Origin of the sequence: Prosthecobacter fluviatilis (assembly GCF_042655725.1) — a bacterium.
Lineage (GTDB): Bacteria > Verrucomicrobiota > Verrucomicrobiia > Verrucomicrobiales > Verrucomicrobiaceae > Prosthecobacter > Prosthecobacter fluviatilis.
The window spans coordinates 101,825-120,373 of the sequence record NZ_JBHSMQ010000010.1; the positions used below are offsets into that span (position 1 = coordinate 101,825).

Consider the following 18,549-nt stretch of genomic DNA (forward strand, 5'->3'; position numbering starts at 1 on the left):
ATTTCCCAAGAAAAATCATCATGGCGCGTAACGATGAAAACTCGAATCACACTTCCCTCAACGGCTCGGCTTCCCATGCAACCACGGAACTGTTCACACCTGTGCCCACAGTCTGGGATCATGTGTGCGAAGTTCTGGTGAAACGCCTTGGGGGTGACAATTTTCAGCGTTGCTTCAGCGGCACCTCCGGCCGCCTTGCGGATGATGGCAGGTTCATCATCACTGTGCCCAACCCGATCCATCAGCTCTGGATCGAGAGCAATCACACGGTGGCGGTGGCCGACGCGGTGGCCGAGGTCACTGGGAAAGCTGCGGTCATCGAATTCCATGTGGCCACGGAACCGGCGCCTGTTTCATATGCGCCCATGCCGGAACTCAAGGCGGCGCGCGTCAATGCAGCCGACCAGGCTCCGATCCGTTTCTTCAGCGAAGCGGGTCTGAACGCCAAGTTCAACTTCGACAGCTACGTCATCGGCCCCAACAGCAGCTACTCCGTGGCTGTTGCCAAGGCGGTGGCTGAAAAGCCGGGCCGCATTTACAATCCTCTGTTTTTCCACGGCGCCACCGGCCTTGGCAAGACTCATCTCCTGCAGGCCATCGGCCAGGAAGTGCTGGCTCGCAAACCACGTGCCAATGTGCGCTACGTCACCTCCGAGCAGTTCACCAACGAGTTCGTGGACGCCATCAAGCGCCAGACCTTCAGCCAGTTCCGCCAGAAATACCGCAAGGTGGATGTGCTGCTCATCGACGATGTGCAATTCTTCGAAGGCAAGGACAGCACGCAGGAGGAGTTCTTCCACACCTTCAACGAACTTTTCAACAACGCGAAGCAGATCGTCCTCGCCAGCGACCGCCCGCCGAGCGAGATCAAAAATCTCGAAAGCCGTCTGGTCTCGCGCTTTGAATGGGGCCTTGCCACGCAGATCCAGGTGCCGGACTTTGAAACCCGCATCGCGATCCTGCGCCGCAAGCAGAGCGACTTCAATGTCTCTCTCGACCCATGGATCCTCGACTTCATGGCGCAGCGCATCCGTGTGAACGTGCGCAAGCTGGAAGGCGCGCTCATGCGTGTGGCAGCCCACGTCTCCCTCGAAGGCACCGTCCCCACGGAGTCCGCGCTGGCGACCATGCTTCATGATGTGATCGATGAAGATCCGTCAAAGACCGTGACCGTGGACCGCATCCAGCGGATCATCGCCACGCATTACGATCTGCGGGTGAGCGACCTCACCGGCCCTCGACGTCCGAAAAACATCGCCGAAGCCCGCCAGGTGGCCATGTATCTGACGCGCACCCTGACCAAGCTTCCGCTGGTGCAGATCGGTGATGAATTCGGTGGCCGCGACCACGGCACCGTCATCCATGCGTGCAAGGTCGTCTCGAACCTCGTCAACGGGTCCAACGACTTCAAACGCACGCTGGATACGCTGGCCGGGAAGATCCGCGAGAGCTGAGGTCAACGGGCAGATGCCGGATCGGAGTTCAGATTCTCGCAGTCCGTGATTTGCTGCGAGGATCGCTCTCCCGGAAATCGAGCTGCGTTTTGACAGCTTTCAGCACGGCCGGGGTGATCGCCTTGTTTCTGGCAATCCTGGCCGCCAGGGCTCTCATGTCACGGATGGTTTCCGCCTCCCAGAATGAGTCCATGGCTCTGGCATTCTCAATGTAGATGGATTTAAGGCGGCTTAATTTTTTGCCGAACGAGCCCAGTGTCTGGACTTCGATCATTGACAGAAGCAGCTCGACGTCTTCGCACTCGGGGTGGAGAACCAGATTGCGGTTTTCCAGGGATTTCCTGCTGCCGCCCTGGCTTCGGAATTCCTCGAGTTTTTTGAGGGCGGAGTCGCGGTAGTAGCCAGGCTTTCGTTTGTGACCGGGCCTGGTGTATGACTTGTCGCAGGCAGTCATGAGATGGCTGACGGCCCTGTTGAAGTACCAGTCGGCCGGTTCGATTTTGGAAAGCCTGATCAACTGATCCTTCAACTCCGAACTGATGCTGCCAAAGTAGTAATAGAAGGTTTGAGATGGGGCGCCCTCCCTGTTCAGGTCGAGCATATGGAACTTGTCGGCCCCATTGGCGCGTTTTTTGACATTGAAGGTGTATGAGGAGCAGATTCCGTTTTCGACTTCGGATTTGCCCCCGCGCGAGACGGGTTTGATGTGGTCCACCCAATCCCATTCAACCAACGGACAGGCGCCATAGTCGAGGGACCAGAGCGATTTGCCGGACAGAACACATGTGGCCCTGTCCCGCCTGTAGATCTGGGCTTTTTGCGCGGAGGTGAACTCTTTTCGCTGTTTTCTTCCTGACATGGGCGTCATTTCAACAGGCGATCAATGATCACTTCCCCACGCTCAGCGTGCCCCACATGAGGACGGCGTGGCCGGGGAAGGTGCAGACGAATTCGTACTCGCCGGGCTGTGACGGGGCTTTGAGCTTGAGGGTTTCCTTCTGGCCGGGCTCGAGCAGCTTGGTGGCAGCGAGGATCTCTTTTTCAAAGGCGGCGGGCATGTAGGCGCGGCCCTGCTTGTCCAGCTTGTCAGGCGTCATGGTCATGGCGGCGGTGCCGATCTCCATGTGCTTGCCGGGCGGGACGATGACAAAATTGTGCGGCATGACGTCGTCGTTTTCAAAGATGACTTCAAACTGCTTGCCGGCGGTGACTTCGAGCCTGGTGGTGTCAAAGCGCAGCTGCTCGTGCACGGTGTGTACCACGAAGACATCCACGCTGATGGTCTTCAGCTCTGCCAGGATGCCCTTGGAGGCATCTCCCTGCAGCGCGGCCATCTCCTTGGCGGCGGCAATGATCTCGACGTACTCAGGCTTGCTGCGGTCGGCGGGCTTCACGCTTTTGCCATAGGCCAGCACGGCATCGGTGATGGGGGTGGCTTTGGCTGCGTCCCAGTTGGCCTTGGGGAATTTGAGCAGGGCTTTGGCGGCGGCGTTGCGTTCCGCGCCATCGATGAGGTGCTGGGCGGCAATTTGGAAGTTGGCGGCGGCATTGGCGGGGCCCATGAGCGGCAGGGCGGAGAGCACGGCACGCCGGCCGGCGGCGCTGAGTGAGGCGTCTCCGAGCATGGCGGTGAGGTGCGGCTGGAACTTGGCACGCAGAGCGGCCTCGTTGGCCGGGATGAGGGCGATGGACTCGATGATGGTGTTGCGCTCTCCGGCGTCGGCGACGCTCTTCCACAGGTTGTCCGGCGTTTTGTCGCCGACGATGTAGGCGGCGTAGCAGGCGCGCCTGACCGAGGTCAGTTTCGCCTCCTTGGCCAGCGTCTTGAGGAGCGTGCCGTGGCGGGCCAGCATGCCGGGAGACTGGGCCAGCAGGAGCTTGCCAAGATCATCGGCGGTGGAGTTGAGCCTGCCATCGGCGGCTTCGATGCGCTTGAGCATGTTCACCAGCACCACAGGCGTGTCGTCACCGGAGTTTTTGGCCAGCTCTGTCAGCGCAGCGGCGCGCACATCTGCGCCAAGTTTGGGACGGGTGAGTTTTTCGATGAGCACGGGCTCCAGATCGGGCAGTCCTTTGAGATCGGCGTCAGTGGTCTTGGCGATGAACTCGGCCAGCGCGGCGGGGTCCTTGGGCAGCACCTTGGTCTTGAGCACGGACTGCAGGCCCTTGCGGCATTCGCCGAAGACGTGGTCGATGTAGTAGTCGGTGGGCTGCTTGAGCACATCATAGGAAATCTCCAGCGCCTTCTCGGCATCCGGGGTGGGCTGGTAGAAGCTGAGGGCGCGGACGGCGTGCATGCGCACGGGCATGGCGGGGTCGTTGACAGCGACCTTGAGAAGATCCAGTGCGCCGGGCACGCGGTCCTTCCAGTAGCAGAGCACGCGGGTGGCCGCAGCACGGGCGCGCGGCTCGGGGGAGGAGAGCACCTGTTTGAGCAGATCCACATCCACGACGTCCACCCACTGGTGAGTCCACAGGGCTTCGAGGCGATGATGCTCATATTCGGCGTCATTCTTGTCCAGCTTGGCGGCCCAGGCTTTGGCGGCGGTGGCAACCTTCTGCGCGTCGTGCTTGGCCAGCTCGATCTTGGTGCGCATGCGCACATTGTCCTCCCAGGCTTTCAGGTTTTCGAGGAGGTTCTCGATGCTCTCGCCGTAGATTTTGGCGGGCTTGAGCAGCGGGCGGCCTTCATAGGTCAGCTTGTAGATGCGGCCATGCTTGTGGTCGCGGTTGGGGTCGCGCAGGTGGTGCTGCATGTGGCCGATGATGGCATTGGACCAGTCGCAGAAATACAGTGCGCCATCCGGGCCCACGCTCACGGCGCTGGGGCGGAAGGTAGGATAGACGGCGGGGTCTGCTTTGACGAGCTCATTGCTCACCTCGCCCTTCATTGCGGCGCCATCTGGCATGAGCGGCACGCGCCAGATGCCCTGATAGCTGATGACGTTGGTGTTAAGGAAATTGTTCTGCCAGTCGTCCGGGAAGTGGCGGCTGGAGATGATGTTGTTGCCAGGGCTGGGGCGTGCGGGGCGCTTCCAGAACTCCTGCAGCTTGGCGCTGCCGCCGCCTTCGCGGGGGAGATAGCATGAGGAGGCCTCGGCAAAGGTGTTCACATTGCCGGTGGCGTCGGTGAAGTAGGCATTGCCCCAGCGGTCCCAGACCTTGCCGTGGGGGTTCACCGTCGCGTCCGTGGTGAAGCGCTCCAGCGTGCGGCGGTTCAGGTCAAAGCGGTAGATGCAGCCGTTGGTATTGCGCACGGGGCCGTAGAGGGTCTCCACCTGGGTACGGTGGAAGACGCCATCGCTGGGATAGAGCGCGCCACCGCAGTCGTAGCTCAGCGCATTGGTTTCATGGTGGGAGTCGGCGGCGCAGAGGCCCATGAGCAGGATGGTGCGCTTGTCGCTTTTGCCATCGCCGTCGGTGTCTTCGAGATAAACGAGATTGGGCGACTGCATGACGATGACGCCGTCCTTGTAGAAATTGAATCCGGTGGGGCAGTTCAGGTTGTCGGCAAATTCGGTCATCTTGTCCGCCGTGCCGTCGCCGTTGGTGTCTTCAAAGACGAGCAGGCTGTCCCCCTTGGTGCTGGTGGGGGTGCGCTCGGGGTAGTTCAGCCAGGCGCTGACCCACAGGCGGCCGCGGGTGTCCCAGGCCATCTGCACGGGGTTCACCAGCTCGGGGTACATCTTTTCATCAGCAAAGAGGGTGATCTTCAGCCCCGCCTCGGGCTGGATGTTCTTCATCGCCTCCTTGGCATCGGGGAAGTCCACCAGGCCCTCGGGGGTGAAGGTCATGCCGGTCATGGGGACTTTGTTGAATTCCTTGCCCTCCTTGGGGTTGGGCATGTTGGTGGGCACCTTTTCCACGGGTGGCAGGTTGTCGTCCTTCACCACGAGGTCGCCGCCCTTGGCGATGGCGTGCACGCGCTGGTCGCGGTTGGCGGTTTTGACATCGCGCTGGGCCATTTCCTCCATCATGACCTGGTAGTTGGAGATGTAGGGCTTCTCGGGGGTGCGCTCGTTCTGCTTGAAGCCGCCCACGCCTGCGGCGTAGGCCAGGCCGGAGCGGCCGCCATAGACGTTGTAGCCGTCCACGGTGCGGTAGCGCTGGTGCCACTCCCAGTTTTTGTCGATGATGGCCTGGCGCAGCTTTTCATTCACCTGGGGCGCGTCTTTGCCTGTGAGGGATTTGAAGGCGGAGGCAGCGATGGCCTTTTCACCGCTGTCGGTGATGTAGAGACCGTCCAGGGTGGAGCCTTCCGGCAGGCCTTTGGCACTGGGCTGGAAGAGATCCACAAACGTCACGCCCTTCGCGGCGGCCACTTCGTTCATGGCGGCGGCGTAGTTCTGGATGTTGGTGTTCTTTTCCTCCACCGGCGGGAGGCTGGGGCTGGCCACCTTTTGCAGGGCGATGGGGGAGAAGAGAACGATGCGGGGGGCGCCTTTGCCGCTGAAGTTCTGCGACTTGATGTCGTCGATGAACTTGGCGAGGTTCTTCTTATATTCCTCGATGCCCTCGTAGCCTTTGAAGGACTCGTTGTAGCCGTAGAAGGCGAAGATGACGTCCGCTTTCACCTTGGCCAGCCATTCGTCGCGGGTGCCGAAGTTGTCGATGCGGTGCCAGGTTTGCACCTCGTCGCCTGAGAAGGCCAGATTGCGAAAGGTGAGGTCCTTGTCTGCATGGGCCTGGGTAAGCATGGTCTCCAGCCAGCCGGAGTACTGGGAGCGGTCTGGCAGCGCATTGCCGAGGATGGCGATGCTGTCGCCTCGTTTGAATTCGAGCTGTGCCTGAAGCGGGAGGGTGAGGGCGAGGAGCAGGGGAAGCAGTATCTTCTTCATGGCGGTTGGAGACGGTAGGGCAATGCAATACGGCTGGGCCGGAGCAATGCTTGCCGCGGAAAGAGCAAGTTTCGTTCTTGGCCGATCGGGATCAAAAATGTTTACTCGCAAAGCCAGATGTGATAATTTTTAACTAATGCTCTTGAAATCCCGCCTGATCCTTGCCTGCGCCGCCATGCTCTCACTGAGCAGCTGTGGGCTAATCGGTACTGCGATCAGACTGGCGCCATACGCCCTTCTTTTTGCCGAAGAGGAGGGCCGCAGTCCGGTGGACGGTAAGACCGTGGAAATGCGCGCGAGGGAAGTGCAAAACAAGAAGGGGAACGAAATCCTGCCCGCAGAAGGCAGCATCGGCTCCAGGCTGGCCTTCAGACGCTAGACATCTTGTTGTTTACATAAACAACCCGGCATGATAAAAACTCGATTTTCATGAAATTCGCCCGCGCCAGCTTTCTCGTTTTGATCTCTGTATGCTTCACCAATTGCAGCAACAGCCGGACATGGAATTCATTCAAAAATTCCTCCCTGCTTTATCCGGTGAAGTTTTTGGATCAGACCGGTTCTGCCATGCTTGACTGGCTGGGGGAGAATGAACTGCCCACAGACGGCAAGCCTGCCAGCATGCAGGAGCGTGCGCGTGAGATCGAAAGCCGCGGCCACTACGCCGGCCGTCAGCCTGCGGCCGTGGGTGCCGCTGGACAGCGCATGGCGGCTCGCTAAGTGTGCCGCCAGCACACATGGACTGGCACCGCATACGATCTGATTTTCCCATTCTCGACCAGCAGGTAAACGGACACCCGCTGGTGTATCTGGACAGCGCCGCCAGCAGCCAAAAGCCGCGCGCTGTCATTCAGACGCTCACGCACTACTATGAGCGTGACAATGCCAACGTACACCGTGCCCTGCACGAGCTGAGCAACCGCGCCACCGAGGCCTATGAGGCCACACGCGGCAAGGTGGCCCGCCTGATCGGCGCGGCGTCTGAGGACGAGATCATTTTCACGCGTGGCACCACCGAGGGCATTAATCTCGTGGCCAACACCTGGGGCACTCAAAATCTTCGCGCTGGAGATGTGATCCTCGTCACGGGCATGGAGCACCACAGCAATCTGGTGCCCTGGCATCTGCTGGCCCAGCGCACCGGAGCCACGCTGAAACACATCCCCGTGCTGGACGACGGCACGCTCGACCCTGAGGCCATCGATTCGTTGCTGAATGAGCAGGTGAAGCTCTTCGCCTTTGTGCATGTTTCCAACTCGCTAGGCACCATCAATCCTGCCAAGGAGCTTATCGCCAAGGCGAAGGCTGTGGGTGCGGTGACGCTGCTGGACGGTGCGCAGAGCGTGGGCCACATGCCCATCGATGTGCAGGATCTCGGCTGCGATTTCCTGGCCTTTTCGGGACACAAAATGTGCGGCCCCACGGGCATCGGCGCGCTTTATGGCCGAATGGCCCTGCTGGAAAGCATGCCGCCCTGGCATGGCGGGGGCGAGATGATCCTGAGCGTGACGATGGAAGGCAGCACCTACAAGGGGCCGCCCCACCGGTTTGAGGCGGGCACGCCGGACATCTCCGGTGTGATCGGCCTCGGTGCGGCGATCGACTACCTGCAGGCCATCGGGCTGGAGAGCATCCAGCGCCATGACCACAATCTGGCCAATTACGCTGTGCAGCGCATGAGCGAGGTCCCTGGCATCCGCATTCTGGGGCCGCAGAACGGCCACCGGGGCGCGCTGGTGGCCTTCCACCTGGACTTTGCCCACCCGCATGATCTCGTGGAGTTTGCCAACAGTCACGGCGTGGCCATGCGCGGCGGGCACCACTGCACGCAGCCGCTGATGAAGCGGTTCAAGGTGCCTGGCACCACCCGCGCCAGCTTCTACTTCTACAACACGCTTGAAGAGATCAATCGTCTCGTCGAAGTACTGCTCCTCGCGCGTAAGTTCTTCGCGTGAGACGGGCCCTCCGGCCTGACCCGCCCCTACGACCATGCTTTCCGACGACCTTCGCGATCTCTACCAGCAGGTGATCCTGGATCACTCCCGCAACCCGCGCAATCGCGGTGAAATCCCGCCGCCCTGTCTTCACGCCCATGGGGACAATCCCTCCTGCGGCGACGAGATCGACGTTTGGGTGAAAGTGAAGGACGACGGCAGCATCGAAGATCTCAAGTTCACCGGCCAGGGGTGCGCCATCAGTCAGGCGAGCGCGTCGATGATGACGCAGAAGATCAAGGGCAAGTCCAAGGACGAAGCCGCGGCCGTGCGTGAGGATTTTCGCCGCGTGGTGATGGGCGACGGTGCTCCCGCGAATGAGGATGCCCTCGGTGAGCTCATCCTCCTCGAAGGCGTGCAGAAATTTCCCCAGCGCGTGAAGTGCGCCATGCTGGCCTGGCGCGCGCTGGAGCAGGCGCTGGAGGGGAAGTAGGCTTTTTATGCCCGAACTCCCCGAAGTCGAAACCACGCTGCGCGGTGTGCTGCCGCATGTGATTGGCAAGAAGGTGCGGGAGGTGATGGTGCGGGACAAACGCATGCGATGGCCGGTCCCGGATGAGATTCATGAGCTTGAGGGCTGCCGCATAGAGTCCGGGGAGCGGCGGGCGAAGTACATGCTGTTTGGCACGGCCAAGGGCACGCTGCTGCTGCATCTGGGCATGTCGGGGAATCTGCGGGTGCTGCCAGCGGACACGCCTTTCAAGAAGCACGACCATCTGGCGATCACGATGGAGGATGGCCGGCAGCTGCGGCTGCATGATCCGCGCCGGTTTGGCGCGGCGCTGTGGATCGAGGGAGATCCGGCGGAGCATCCGCTGCTGCGGGACCTGGGGCCGGAGCCGCTGGGGGATGAATTTACGGTGGAGACGCTGCACGCAGCGTGTGCCGGAAAGACAGCGGCGATCAAGCAGGTGATCATGGACGCGCATGTGGTCGTGGGCGTGGGCAACATCTACGCGAGCGAGGCGCTCTTTATGGCGGGCATTGATCCGCGCCAGCCTGCGGGCAAGGTTTCCAAACCGCGTCTGGCCAAGCTGGTGCAGGCGATCCGCAAGGTGCTGGCGGCCTCGATCCAGATGGGCGGGACGACTCTGCGGGATTTTTTAAACGAGAGCGGCGAGCCGGGTTACTTCAAGCAGACGCTGCGGGTGTATGACCGCGAGGGCGAGCCCTGCCGTGTGTGCGAGACGCCGGTGAAGCGCATCGTGCAGGGGCAGCGGGCGACGTATTATTGCCCGAAGTGCCAGAAGTGAACGTCGTCGGGCTCAGCCGGCGGTGGCGCAGATTTCGCGGCGGTTGCCTGCGAGCTGGGTGGCGAAGACGGGGGCTGGGGCGAAGTCGCGGATGGTGTCGATGAACTCATGCGCCCGGTCTTCGAGGGCAGGGGTGTTCAGCTTGATGGTGAGAATGAGCCGGCGTGCCTGCACTGCATCCTGGATGCGGCAGAGGGTGGGAATGATTTCAGGTGGCGCCAGATTGATGTCGCAGAGCAGCAGTGCGGGCTCCTGCGGGAGTGCCGTGAGGTTGAGCCGGCCTGCGGCGGTGCGCCAGTGCTCGAACCGCACGCCTTTGGCCTTGGCAAGCTCCAGCACGCGAGGGTCCATTTCCCCGGTATCCACGCCGAGGACACTCATGCCACGCTGAATCAGCGCGTAAGTGGCGCCGCCGGGAGCGCAGCCGAGATCGAGCGCCGTCTGGCCACGCAGGTCGAGCTGATCCCAGCCGCGCCAGGCGAGTGCCTGCTCCAGCTTGAGCCAGGCGCGTGAGGGCACCTCTGAGGGCAGGGCAATGCGTGGCAGGCCGCCCGGCTGGCTGTGCATGCCGGGCTGGTGCTCATGGCAGCCTAGAAAAAAGGGCTCCTCCTGAGTTTCGCCAACGACGACGTCGAGAATCAAATCGCCATGACTGAGGGGTAGCCGGGTTTCGAGCGGAATGCCGGCTTGTGCGAGTGCGGCAGAGATCTCTGCGGCGAGGGCGTCGATGCGCTGCCAGGTGTCGGCTTTCACCCCATCCTCATCGGTGACGCGCGGGAAGACATGGAGGCGCACAGGTCTGGGGCCAAGTTTGCGGGCATGTTCGACGGCTTCAGCCATGGTTTTGCAGAGGCCAAGGGAGATGCCGCTGACTCGCGCGAAGTGGCTCAGATTTTTGGGCGGGCTGAAGCCGGGGCTGCGTACCTTCCAGGTGATGAACTGCGGCTTCATGAAGGCCGGGGTTAGCTCACCGGCGAAATGGCTGGCGATGTCGCGCTTGAGCGTTGCTTCAGATCCTGCGCGGCAGGTGGTGAAACGGAAAGGGGTATTCATGAAGGGGGAAAAAGAAAGGCGGAGCCCAAGGCTCCGCCCTCCGTGGTGAGATGTTGTGCTGAGAAATTATTCCACGCCCTTCCAAGCACCGAAGCTGGCGCCTTCGGTGATCCACTTCTTGATGAGGTCGATGTTGGCGGCGGAGACGCGGTCGCCCTTGCCTTCAGGAGGCATGGCCATGTCATCAGAGTCCGGCAGGGTCATGGTCTTCACCAGCCAGCTGGCGTCGGGCTTGCCGGCGACGACGTTTTCCTCAGGGTACTCCTTGCCGCCCTTCATGATGGCTGCAGCGCTGTCGAGACGCAGACCGCCTTTGGGCTTCTTGATCTTGCCATTGTCTTCGTGCTCCTTCTCGTGGCACTTGAAGCAGCTTTCCTTGAGGACGGGGAGGACCTGCTTTTCAAAATCCACTTTGCCGGCGTCCTGGGCGCTGGTGGTGGAAGTGACGGAGGCACCGAGGGCGAGCACGGCTGCGAGGGTGAGGGCGAGGGTGTTTTTCATGAGGATGGTATGACGTAGCGACGGACAAAGATGTTCGCGGGAATTTTGCGGTCAAGCAGCATCCCTGGCACGAATCGAAGCCGATTCACAAAAGTGAGGCAAGGTAAATATTTTGGTGGCCTTAAATTATTTCGTCTGCCACAATTACCAGATTGTTGTCATGAGCCGTGCCGCCTCTGCCGCCCGCCCCCCTCGCGCCCGATCTACGGACGAGAAAGAAAGCCCATGGAATGACGCCTTTGGCATCGGCTTCCTGATGATGGCGGTGATGCTGCTGCTGGCGCTGGTGTCCTATGACCCTCAGGACATGCCATCGTGGTCTTTTTTGGCTCTTTCCGAGTCCACCGGGGAGGTGACGCACAATTTTGTGGGGCGCGTCGGGGCGCTGGTGGCGGGCCACATGCTGTGGCTGATGGGCTATGCGGCCTACCTGCTGCCTTGCAGCATGATGTGGTTCGGCGTGTGCAAGCTGCACTCGAAAATCAAGGTCACCCGGGCAGCCTGGCTGGGGGTGGCCATCATGATCATCAGCGGTGCCGCTCTGCTGGAGGTGCAAAACCTGCTGAGTGAGCGGGATCATTTCACCCCCCTGGGCGGCTCCGGCGGTCTGGGCTTTGTGATTGGCGGTAGTCTGCTGAAGAACCTCCTGGGCAAGGTCGGAGCCACTCTGCTTCTCGGCACGGTGTACATGGGCGGGCTCTTTCTGGTGACCGGTCAGCACCCGCTGACGGTGATGCACAACATCCGTCTGGAGATCACGCGCTGGAAGGCGGAGCGCGAGGCGCAGCGCCTGATCGAGGAAAAGCTGGCGGAAGAAGCCGCCAACACCGTCCCTGGCACGGTGACGCCTGTGCCGGAAGGCCTCAGGCGGAAGAAGAAGGACAAGGGCGGTGAACTGCGCGGCGATACGCCTGCTGTCACCGCGACCAACATGGAGCTGCCGCTGAAGTTTGACCCGCCGCCGCCGAAGATCATCGACTCCTCGATTTCACGCGCGCATGATGACCGCAGCGACAAGCCGAAGCTGGCCGAGGTCTGGGAGCAGAAGCGCGCACAGAAGATCGAGCAGGCCCCGCATGGCTCGCTGGGAAATCTGACCAAGCTCTTCAAGGATTACAAGCTGCCCTCCATGGAGCTGCTCAAATGGCCAGAGGACACCAAGCGCGCGCCCACGGACAAGAACGAGCTGCTTGGCATCCAAGCCACCATCGTCAAGGCGCTGGCCAGCTTTGGAATCAGCGTGGAGCCGGGGGACATCACCCGCGGTCCGGCCATCACCCGCTACGAGGTGCGTCCCGTAGACGGCCTGCGCGTGAGCCGCATCGCGAATCTGGACGCGGACATCGCCCGTGCCACACGTGCCGAGCGCATCAACATCCTGGCGCCGATCCCGGGCAAGGACACGGTGGGCATCGAGCTGGCAAATTCGGAAAAGACCATCGTGCCGCTGCGCGAGCTGCTGGAGGACGAAGTCTTCGTGAACGGCAAGTCCAAGCTGCCAGTGGCCCTGGGCAAGGACGTGTATGGCAAGACGATCATCGGCGATCTCGCGGCCATGCCGCATCTGCTCGTCGCAGGCGCCACGGGAAGCGGCAAGAGCGTTTGCATCAACAGCATCGTGACCAGTCTGATCTGCCGCTTTGCGCCGGATGAGCTGCGGTTCATCATGATCGACCCCAAGGTCGTGGAAATGCAGAACTACGAGGAGCTGCCGCACCTGGCGCTGCCGGTGGTCACCGATCCGAAGAAGGCGCTGCTGGCGCTGCGCTGGGTGGTGAAGGAGATGGAGAACCGCTACCAGATCTTCGCCCAGGAGGGGTGCCGGAATTTCGAAGCCTTCAACAACCGCAACATCAAGCGCAAGGCCGAGGCAGACGCCGCACGTGCTGCGCGCAATGCGGCTGCCGCCACGGTTGCCCCTGCAGCCGCCGCAACCAAAACGAAGATGAAGGCTGGCGTGGATGACGCCCGTGTCTCCGCTGAGTTTGCCAAGGAAGCCGCCGAGGAAAACACAGAGCCCAAGACCGCCGAGGTCGGCACGGTGGATGGAGAGACGGAAAACAACGAGCTTCGCGACGCCAGCGGCACCTGGCTGGGGGATTCCCAGGCACCGCCGCCACGCCGGCAGGAAGTCGTCATTCCGGACACGATGCCCTACATCGTGGTCATCGTGGACGAGCTGGCAGACCTGATGCAGACCGCCCCGGCGGACATCGAAGTGGCCATCGCCCGCATCACCCAGATGGCGCGTGCGGCGGGCATCCACCTTATCGTGGCCACGCAGACGCCGCGTGCGGACGTGATCACCGGCGTGATCAAGGCGAACATCCCGACGCGCATTGCGTTCCAGGTTTCTTCTGCGCTGGACAGCCGCGTCATCCTGGACCGTAAAGGTGCGGAAAATCTGGTGGGCAAGGGGGACATGCTCTACGTGCCTCCCGGTGGTGCGCAGCCGGTTCGCAGCCAGGGCGCACTGGTGACGGATGATGAAATCCACGCGCTGGTGGAGCACTGCGTGGCGCAGGGCAAGCCGGTCTTTGATGTCAAAGTCGACGACGAAAGCGGCGAGTTCGGTGATGAAGACGGCGAAGACGAAGACGGCGTGAGTTCTGAAGAGCAGGAGTGCCTGGAGAAGTGCCTGGAGGTGATCCGCCAGGAGAAGAAGGCCAGCACCAGCCTGCTGCAGCGCCGCCTGCGCCTGGGCTACGGCAAGGCCGCCCGCATGATCGACATCCTCGAAGACCGTGGCATCATCGGCCCCGGAGAAGGTGCCAAGCCGCGTGAGATTTTGGTGCAGATGGACTGAGGCCGGACAAAGTAGTCCAGAGGTTTGCTTCGCGGCTGCGCAGCAGCTCGTTCAGGGCCTGCGGAGCTTTCCCGGAACGAGCTAAAGCTCCAAACTACTTTCATGCCTTGCGCAATCGGAGCCGCTGGCGAGAGTCGCCCGTATGTCCGACCACGCAGACTTCCGCACCCTGTTCACCAGCCTCAAGGCCGAGATGCAAAAAGCCATCGTCGGGTACGATGAACTGCTCAGCGATGTGCTGGTGGCCATCTTCTCCGGCGGGCATGTGCTGCTGGAGGGTGTGCCGGGCCTGGGCAAGACCTACCTCGTGCGCACGCTCTCGCAGGTGGTGGGGCTGGAGCCGGGCCGTGTGCAGTGCACGCCCGACCTGATGCCGGCGGACATTCTGGGAACGCACATCGTGGGCGAGGATGAAAAAGGCCGCCGCACGCTGCGCTATGAAAAGGGGCCGGTGTTTAAAAACCTGCTGCTGGTGGATGAGATCAACCGCGCCACGCCCAAAACCCAGGCCGCGCTGCTGGAGGTGATGCAGGAGCGCTGCGTGACGACCGGTGGCGAGCGCCACACGGTGCCCGAGCCCTTCCTCGTGCTGGCCACGCAGAACCCCATGGAAATGGAAGGCACCTATCCGCTGCCCGAGGCGCAGCTGGACCGCTTCATGTTCAAGATCAAGGTGCCGTTTCCAGATCTGGATGCGCTGGTGGAGATCTCACGCCGCACCACCGGCTTCACCGAGCCGAAGCTGGCCACGCTGACCGATGGGCCAAAGCTCATCGCTTTGCAGCAGCAGCTTTCCAAGATCCCTGTGGCCGATCCCGTGGCGCACTACGCCTCCCGTCTGGTGCTCAGCAGCCACCCCGAGCAGCCGGATGCGCTGCCGGAGGTGAAGCGCTACGTCAGCTACGGCGCAAGCCCGCGCGGCCTGCAGTCGCTCATCCGTGGTGCCCGCGTGTGGGCTGCCATCCAGGGGGCGACGGCTGTTTCCACGGATGACATCCGTGCCATCGCCCACGTGGCGCTGCGTCACCGCATCATCCTCAATTTTGAAGGCGAGGCCGGTCAGGTGAAGGTGGACGACATCATCACCAAACTGCTCGATCAGGTGAAGACACCCGCGCAGCAGGCGGCGTGAGGATCCCAATGTGCGCGGCGGAGCGCCCTTAGCTTTTACCAACAAAACGCGCACACGGCATGGAGAAATCCTCACCTGCAACCTCGCATTGGAGGCTTGTGATAAGGAGAGCTGACGTCTCGATTTATCATCCGGTCCCCAAATGATTTCCCAATGTCCTAGGCAGGGGCGGCTTGCCAGATGGTCATCGTCGGGTCATTCAACCGGGCGGTAAAAACGTCTTCCATTCGAAGTTCAAAATGGGGGTGTTCGTCGTCGCGCTCGGGGAGTGAACTGTGGACATAATCCGCTTTGTTTAACCAATAGTGCCACGCATCCCGAAGTTTCCAATTGATGCCGAGACCCAGTGCTTGGATCATACGCCCGATGAGCCAAGAGACATAATGTTGAAGATGGTCTGCAAGTTGGGGGAGACATGCGGCGGCAATCCCGTCATGGACTAGGAGGTTTCTTGCACGATAGATACGATAGAGGTGCCAGCGGAGCCGCGTCTCACTCTGTTCCATCCGGCGCCTCACGGATTTCGGCGAGGAGAACTGTTTCCATGCTTTGAACATGCGGAACACCAGTAGAGGGTGTCCCCCTGTAAATGACGTTAACTGCTTCAATGCCGGGGAATCATCAGGCAGAGTGAGTACTTTTAAAAGCTGTTCTGGCGGAACCTTTTGATTGTAACCAAGACGGAAGGGCAGATCTGCCGTGTTCAAATCAGGATTGGACTTGATCCAAAGATGAAGGCTAATCGAGAGGTATCGGATGTATTTGTCAATGTTTCGCCACGCAAGTAGAGGAGGCGCGGCACGGAGCACGCGGTTGATGATGGTATCGCCTTCTAGCACTGCCGTTAGGCACTCCAGGGCAGACCAGAGGTTGACCAAACGAAAGCGGTGGTCCGATGTGCTCAACGCGGCATTGTGTAGGTCTAGCGCAGCAAATATGGCTGGCTCTGAAACTCCGGAAAGACTCTTCACTGCGAGGTCTGATAACTTCAGAGCCTGGGCGCGGGCGTGGTGGTTTTTCAATGTCTCGTCGCGGGAAGATACTGCTATTGCATTTCCATTCTGGATGATCCAACCTCCTGGATGCAATGAACTCGCTGGGCACTGGTAAAAAAGCGCCATCACATTCAATGCGTTTCGCGTCCTCTCGCGGAGTTGTTCCACTGCCTCAGTCGCGTTCCCTGCAGTAACTTTGCAGCATAGCCACCCCGAACGCTGATGCTCAGCAAGCGCCGCCTGTGGCGGTAGACCTTGAATGTGTGTTCCCGCTTTATAGACACGGTCTGATTGAGCGGGCTTGCCGTGATCCAATACTTTTCTTAGTTCCGTTAGCTGGAGGTCAGTGACGCCTTGAACGCCAACGATGCATTCGAACTCGCCACTCACGAAATGCTCTTTGAGATCGAATAGCTTCTGAACGCGTGGTGCCCCTTCTTTCAACGCTTGCTGCAGTGCAGTCTCGCCAACTGAAACGCCCCCTCTCCGATATGCCACCGTAGCCGCGTGACTCAATATTATGTCACAATCAGTTTTCTTCTTCTCACATCCCGCCAGATCAATCTGTGCAGCTTTTTCCGCTATGAACGACTCGATTTGATCGTCAATTCCTTCTAGCAATAGCAGTCGAGTGATATTTGTTGCCTCCGAATGCTCCGTTTGCGCACTTCCAATACGGAATAGCATTTTTCGGTGTCTCGGGCTTAAGCAGTTAGATTCCAAGCTGGAGGACCTTTCTGCGATTTCCTCCCGGACCAGTTGCATGTGTTTCTGCCAAGCCGCGTGCCGTGAAATCTGTTCGCCTATAAATTGAGCCTCCTTCAGCAGTCCCGGAAGATTGAATAGGGAGGGATGAAAAATATCAGGTGTATGACTGCTGAACAACTCATGCCACCGCAATGCGGCGAACGATGTTCCGATATCGCAAACGGCAATTGATTCTCGCGAGGGGCACCACATAAAAAAAGAGAAGGGCGTCTTTGCAGACGCCCTTCTCTGGTTAAGTTTTGAAAAAGGAGGGCGTAGGATGAAGCGGAGCGAACCCCAATCCTCACCGGCAGCCCTAAGCAACAATAGACTAACTGTCGCAATAAATGATTGCAAGCTGTTTTTGTCTCTATCGATGGAGGGGCGTTGCGATATGGAATAATCTCGGAGCAGCACAGATGATCTGTAATTTAGGTAAGTTTTGATCGGGCCAATGAGGCATGCCCGTACTACACTGCCCGCCGTGCGGAGCAGGGTGGGCAGGCGGATACGAGTGGCCGTGGACCATGCTCTCCATGGTGGTGGCTGGTGGGGCATCTTTTGATGATCCAGACAACTGCATAGGCGGCAAGGACGTGACGGCGGAATTGCTGGCCTCTATAATGAGGCCGCAGCGTGCTGCATCCATCATGGCGCAGTTGTTCAAGTTTCAGGCCGACATTCTTTTTTGTGGGCGTTGCGCATTTTTGTCCTGCACATTCGGTTGAGTGTCTTTGCATCAATCGCGAGCGTGTAGCATATATCTCATTAAGATTTTTCAATCTGTACTACCCGATGCCCGACACCCTCGAACGCGAAGATCTCTTTGACGCCTCCTTTCTGGACCGGCTGCGTGTGCTGGCGCTGCGTCTGCGCAAACGGCGGCAGCTCATGCGGCGGGGTTCGCAGTCGACTTCAGCCACGGGCTTTACGCGGGAGTTCAAGGACTACCGCCATTACACGCCACGGGAGGACTACCGTGCGATCGACTGGCGGCTTTATGCGCGGCTGGACAAGCTCTTTGTGCGTCTGTACGAGGAGACGCAGGAGCTGAACCTGCACATCATGCTGGACACCAGCACCTCCATGGCGGAGCCGTTTCCGGAGAAGCGGCGGCAGGCGCTGCGCTTTGCGGTGGCGCTGGCCTACCTGGCGCTGAGCGCGCAGCAGCGGGTGAGCCTGTACTCCATGAGCAGCGGTGTGCACCAGGAGCTGCCGCCTCTGCGAGGGCAGGGGAACATTGAAAAAGTGATCCAGGCGGTGATGAAGCTGAAATTTGAAGGCCTCACGGACATGAAGCGCTGCTTTGAGGAATTCCGCCCCAGCAAGCAGCGCTACGGCATCATCTTCATCATCAGCGACTTCTTTGGGCGGGAGATTGGCAGCGCGGCCGAGGCCGTGGCGCGTGTGGCGGCGTGGCCAGGAGAGAACCATTTTTTGCAGATCGTGCATCCTGATGAGAGACAGCCGGAGATCGAGGGGGAGCTGGAACTGACCGAGGTGGAGACCGGCGAGCGCCGCCGGTTCTGGCTGACCAAGCGCGATGTGCAGCGTTACGTGGAGACTTTTGACGCCTTCGTGGGCAATCTGGCCAGCGAGTGCGCCAGCCATAGCGTGGACTTCATGCAGGTGACGAGTGATGAGGCCTTTGAAGAGCGCTTCCTGGACCTGCTGGTGCGTGGCTCTGCGCTGGCGGGCGGGGCGTGAGGGCAGGGATGGAGCATAAGCTGGAGGCCTATCCTCCTGTGCTTGGCATCCGGCTTTCCTATGCTCTCA

Annotated in this window: 14 protein-coding genes; 9 read left to right on the forward strand and 5 right to left on the reverse strand. The window is 60.5% G+C overall.

Annotation, left to right across the window (positions count from 1 at the left end):
* Positions 1–20 precede the first annotated feature (20 nt).
* A complete protein-coding gene (gene dnaA, locus ACFQDI_RS21325; protein ID WP_377170717.1) occupies positions 21–1,454 on the forward strand; it encodes a chromosomal replication initiator protein DnaA in 1,434 nt (477 codons plus the stop codon).
* 28 nt (positions 1,455–1,482) lie between these two features.
* On the opposite strand, the gene ACFQDI_RS21330 is transcribed toward dnaA, so the two are convergent.
* Together ACFQDI_RS21330 and ACFQDI_RS21335 are read right to left on the reverse strand one after the other, a co-directional pair.
* Positions 1,483–2,322 (reverse strand): HNH endonuclease, encoded by an 840-nt coding sequence (locus tag ACFQDI_RS21330; RefSeq protein ID WP_377170719.1) that lies wholly within the window; start codon positions 2,320–2,322, stop codon positions 1,483–1,485.
* Positions 2,323–2,341: 19 nt separating this feature from the next.
* Complete coding sequence (locus tag ACFQDI_RS21335) at positions 2,342–6,292, reverse strand: PVC-type heme-binding CxxCH protein (RefSeq protein ID WP_377170721.1); 3,951 nt, start codon at positions 6,290–6,292, stop codon at positions 2,342–2,344.
* 142 nt (positions 6,293–6,434) lie between these two features.
* Here ACFQDI_RS21335 and ACFQDI_RS21340 point away from each other — a divergent pair, with 142 nt between their 5' ends.
* From ACFQDI_RS21340 to mutM, 5 genes are read left to right on the forward strand one after another with little or no spacing between them, the layout of a single operon-like run.
* A complete protein-coding gene (locus tag ACFQDI_RS21340; protein ID WP_377170723.1) occupies positions 6,435–6,671 on the forward strand; it encodes a hypothetical protein in 237 nt (78 codons plus the stop codon).
* 50 nt (positions 6,672–6,721) lie between these two features.
* Positions 6,722–7,012: a hypothetical protein gene (locus ACFQDI_RS21345; RefSeq protein ID WP_377170725.1), complete on the forward strand. Its 291-nt coding sequence runs from the start codon at positions 6,722–6,724 to the stop codon at positions 7,010–7,012.
* Positions 7,013–7,029: 17 nt separating this feature from the next.
* Positions 7,030–8,247 (forward strand): cysteine desulfurase, encoded by a 1,218-nt coding sequence (locus tag ACFQDI_RS21350; protein ID WP_377170727.1) that lies wholly within the window; start codon positions 7,030–7,032, stop codon positions 8,245–8,247.
* A 34-nt stretch (positions 8,248–8,281) separates the two neighbouring features.
* On the forward strand, positions 8,282–8,719 hold the full coding sequence (sufU, locus tag ACFQDI_RS21355) for a Fe-S cluster assembly sulfur transfer protein SufU (protein WP_377170729.1): 438 nt from the start codon (positions 8,282–8,284) through the stop codon (positions 8,717–8,719).
* Between the two features lie 7 nt (positions 8,720–8,726).
* Complete coding sequence (mutM, locus tag ACFQDI_RS21360; protein WP_377170731.1) at positions 8,727–9,539, forward strand: bifunctional DNA-formamidopyrimidine glycosylase/DNA-(apurinic or apyrimidinic site) lyase; 813 nt, start codon at positions 8,727–8,729, stop codon at positions 9,537–9,539.
* A 12-nt stretch (positions 9,540–9,551) separates the two neighbouring features.
* Here the strand turns inward: mutM and ACFQDI_RS21365 are convergent, their stop codons facing one another.
* Positions 9,552–10,592 (reverse strand): SAM-dependent methyltransferase, encoded by a 1,041-nt coding sequence (locus tag ACFQDI_RS21365; protein WP_377170733.1) that lies wholly within the window; start codon positions 10,590–10,592, stop codon positions 9,552–9,554.
* 66 nt (positions 10,593–10,658) lie between these two features.
* The gene (locus tag ACFQDI_RS21370; RefSeq protein ID WP_377170735.1) at positions 10,659–11,093 is read right to left on the reverse strand and encodes a c-type cytochrome domain-containing protein; all 435 of its coding nucleotides are present in this window, start codon (positions 11,091–11,093) and stop codon (positions 10,659–10,661) included.
* A 160-nt stretch (positions 11,094–11,253) separates the two neighbouring features.
* Between ACFQDI_RS21370 and ACFQDI_RS21375 the strand changes: the two genes are divergently transcribed.
* Positions 11,254–13,899: a DNA translocase FtsK gene (locus ACFQDI_RS21375; protein ID WP_377170737.1), complete on the forward strand. Its 2,646-nt coding sequence runs from the start codon at positions 11,254–11,256 to the stop codon at positions 13,897–13,899.
* A 142-nt stretch (positions 13,900–14,041) separates the two neighbouring features.
* A complete protein-coding gene (locus ACFQDI_RS21380) occupies positions 14,042–15,031 on the forward strand; it encodes an AAA family ATPase (RefSeq protein WP_377170739.1) in 990 nt (329 codons plus the stop codon).
* 158 nt (positions 15,032–15,189) lie between these two features.
* Here the strand turns inward: ACFQDI_RS21380 and ACFQDI_RS21385 are convergent, their stop codons facing one another.
* Positions 15,190–16,713, reverse strand: coding sequence for a hypothetical protein (locus tag ACFQDI_RS21385; RefSeq protein ID WP_377170741.1), 1,524 nt, complete (start codon positions 16,711–16,713; stop codon positions 15,190–15,192).
* Positions 16,714–17,568: 855 nt separating this feature from the next.
* On the opposite strand from ACFQDI_RS21385, the gene ACFQDI_RS21390 reads away from it, so the two are divergent.
* Complete coding sequence (locus ACFQDI_RS21390; RefSeq protein ID WP_377170743.1) at positions 17,569–18,480, forward strand: DUF58 domain-containing protein; 912 nt, start codon at positions 17,569–17,571, stop codon at positions 18,478–18,480.
* Positions 18,481–18,549: the final 69 nt, after the last annotated feature.

Excerpts from the sequence above, each read along its gene's own strand:
- ACFQDI_RS21335 (WP_377170721.1), bottom strand. The coding sequence starts at position 6,292 with ATGAAGAAGATACTGCTTCCCCTGCTCCTCGCCCTCACCCTCCCGCTT.
- ACFQDI_RS21370 (WP_377170735.1), bottom strand. The coding sequence starts at position 11,093 with ATGAAAAACACCCTCGCCCTCACCCTCGCAGCCGTGCTCGCCCTCGGT.
- sufU (WP_377170729.1), top strand. The coding sequence starts at position 8,282 with ATGCTTTCCGACGACCTTCGCGATCTCTACCAGCAGGTGATCCTGGAT.
- ACFQDI_RS21385 (WP_377170741.1), bottom strand. The coding sequence starts at position 16,713 with ATGCTATTCCGTATTGGAAGTGCGCAAACGGAGCATTCGGAGGCAACA.
- ACFQDI_RS21345 (WP_377170725.1), top strand. The coding sequence starts at position 6,722 with ATGAAATTCGCCCGCGCCAGCTTTCTCGTTTTGATCTCTGTATGCTTC.
- mutM (WP_377170731.1), top strand. The coding sequence starts at position 8,727 with ATGCCCGAACTCCCCGAAGTCGAAACCACGCTGCGCGGTGTGCTGCCG.
- ACFQDI_RS21365 (WP_377170733.1), bottom strand. The coding sequence starts at position 10,592 with ATGAATACCCCTTTCCGTTTCACCACCTGCCGCGCAGGATCTGAAGCA.
- ACFQDI_RS21390 (WP_377170743.1), top strand. The coding sequence starts at position 17,569 with ATGCCCGACACCCTCGAACGCGAAGATCTCTTTGACGCCTCCTTTCTG.
- ACFQDI_RS21380 (WP_377170739.1), top strand. The coding sequence starts at position 14,042 with ATGTCCGACCACGCAGACTTCCGCACCCTGTTCACCAGCCTCAAGGCC.
- ACFQDI_RS21330 (WP_377170719.1), bottom strand. The coding sequence starts at position 2,322 with ATGACGCCCATGTCAGGAAGAAAACAGCGAAAAGAGTTCACCTCCGCG.
- ACFQDI_RS21375 (WP_377170737.1), top strand. The coding sequence starts at position 11,254 with ATGAGCCGTGCCGCCTCTGCCGCCCGCCCCCCTCGCGCCCGATCTACG.
- dnaA (WP_377170717.1), top strand. The coding sequence starts at position 21 with ATGGCGCGTAACGATGAAAACTCGAATCACACTTCCCTCAACGGCTCG.
- ACFQDI_RS21350 (WP_377170727.1), top strand. The coding sequence starts at position 7,030 with ATGGACTGGCACCGCATACGATCTGATTTTCCCATTCTCGACCAGCAG.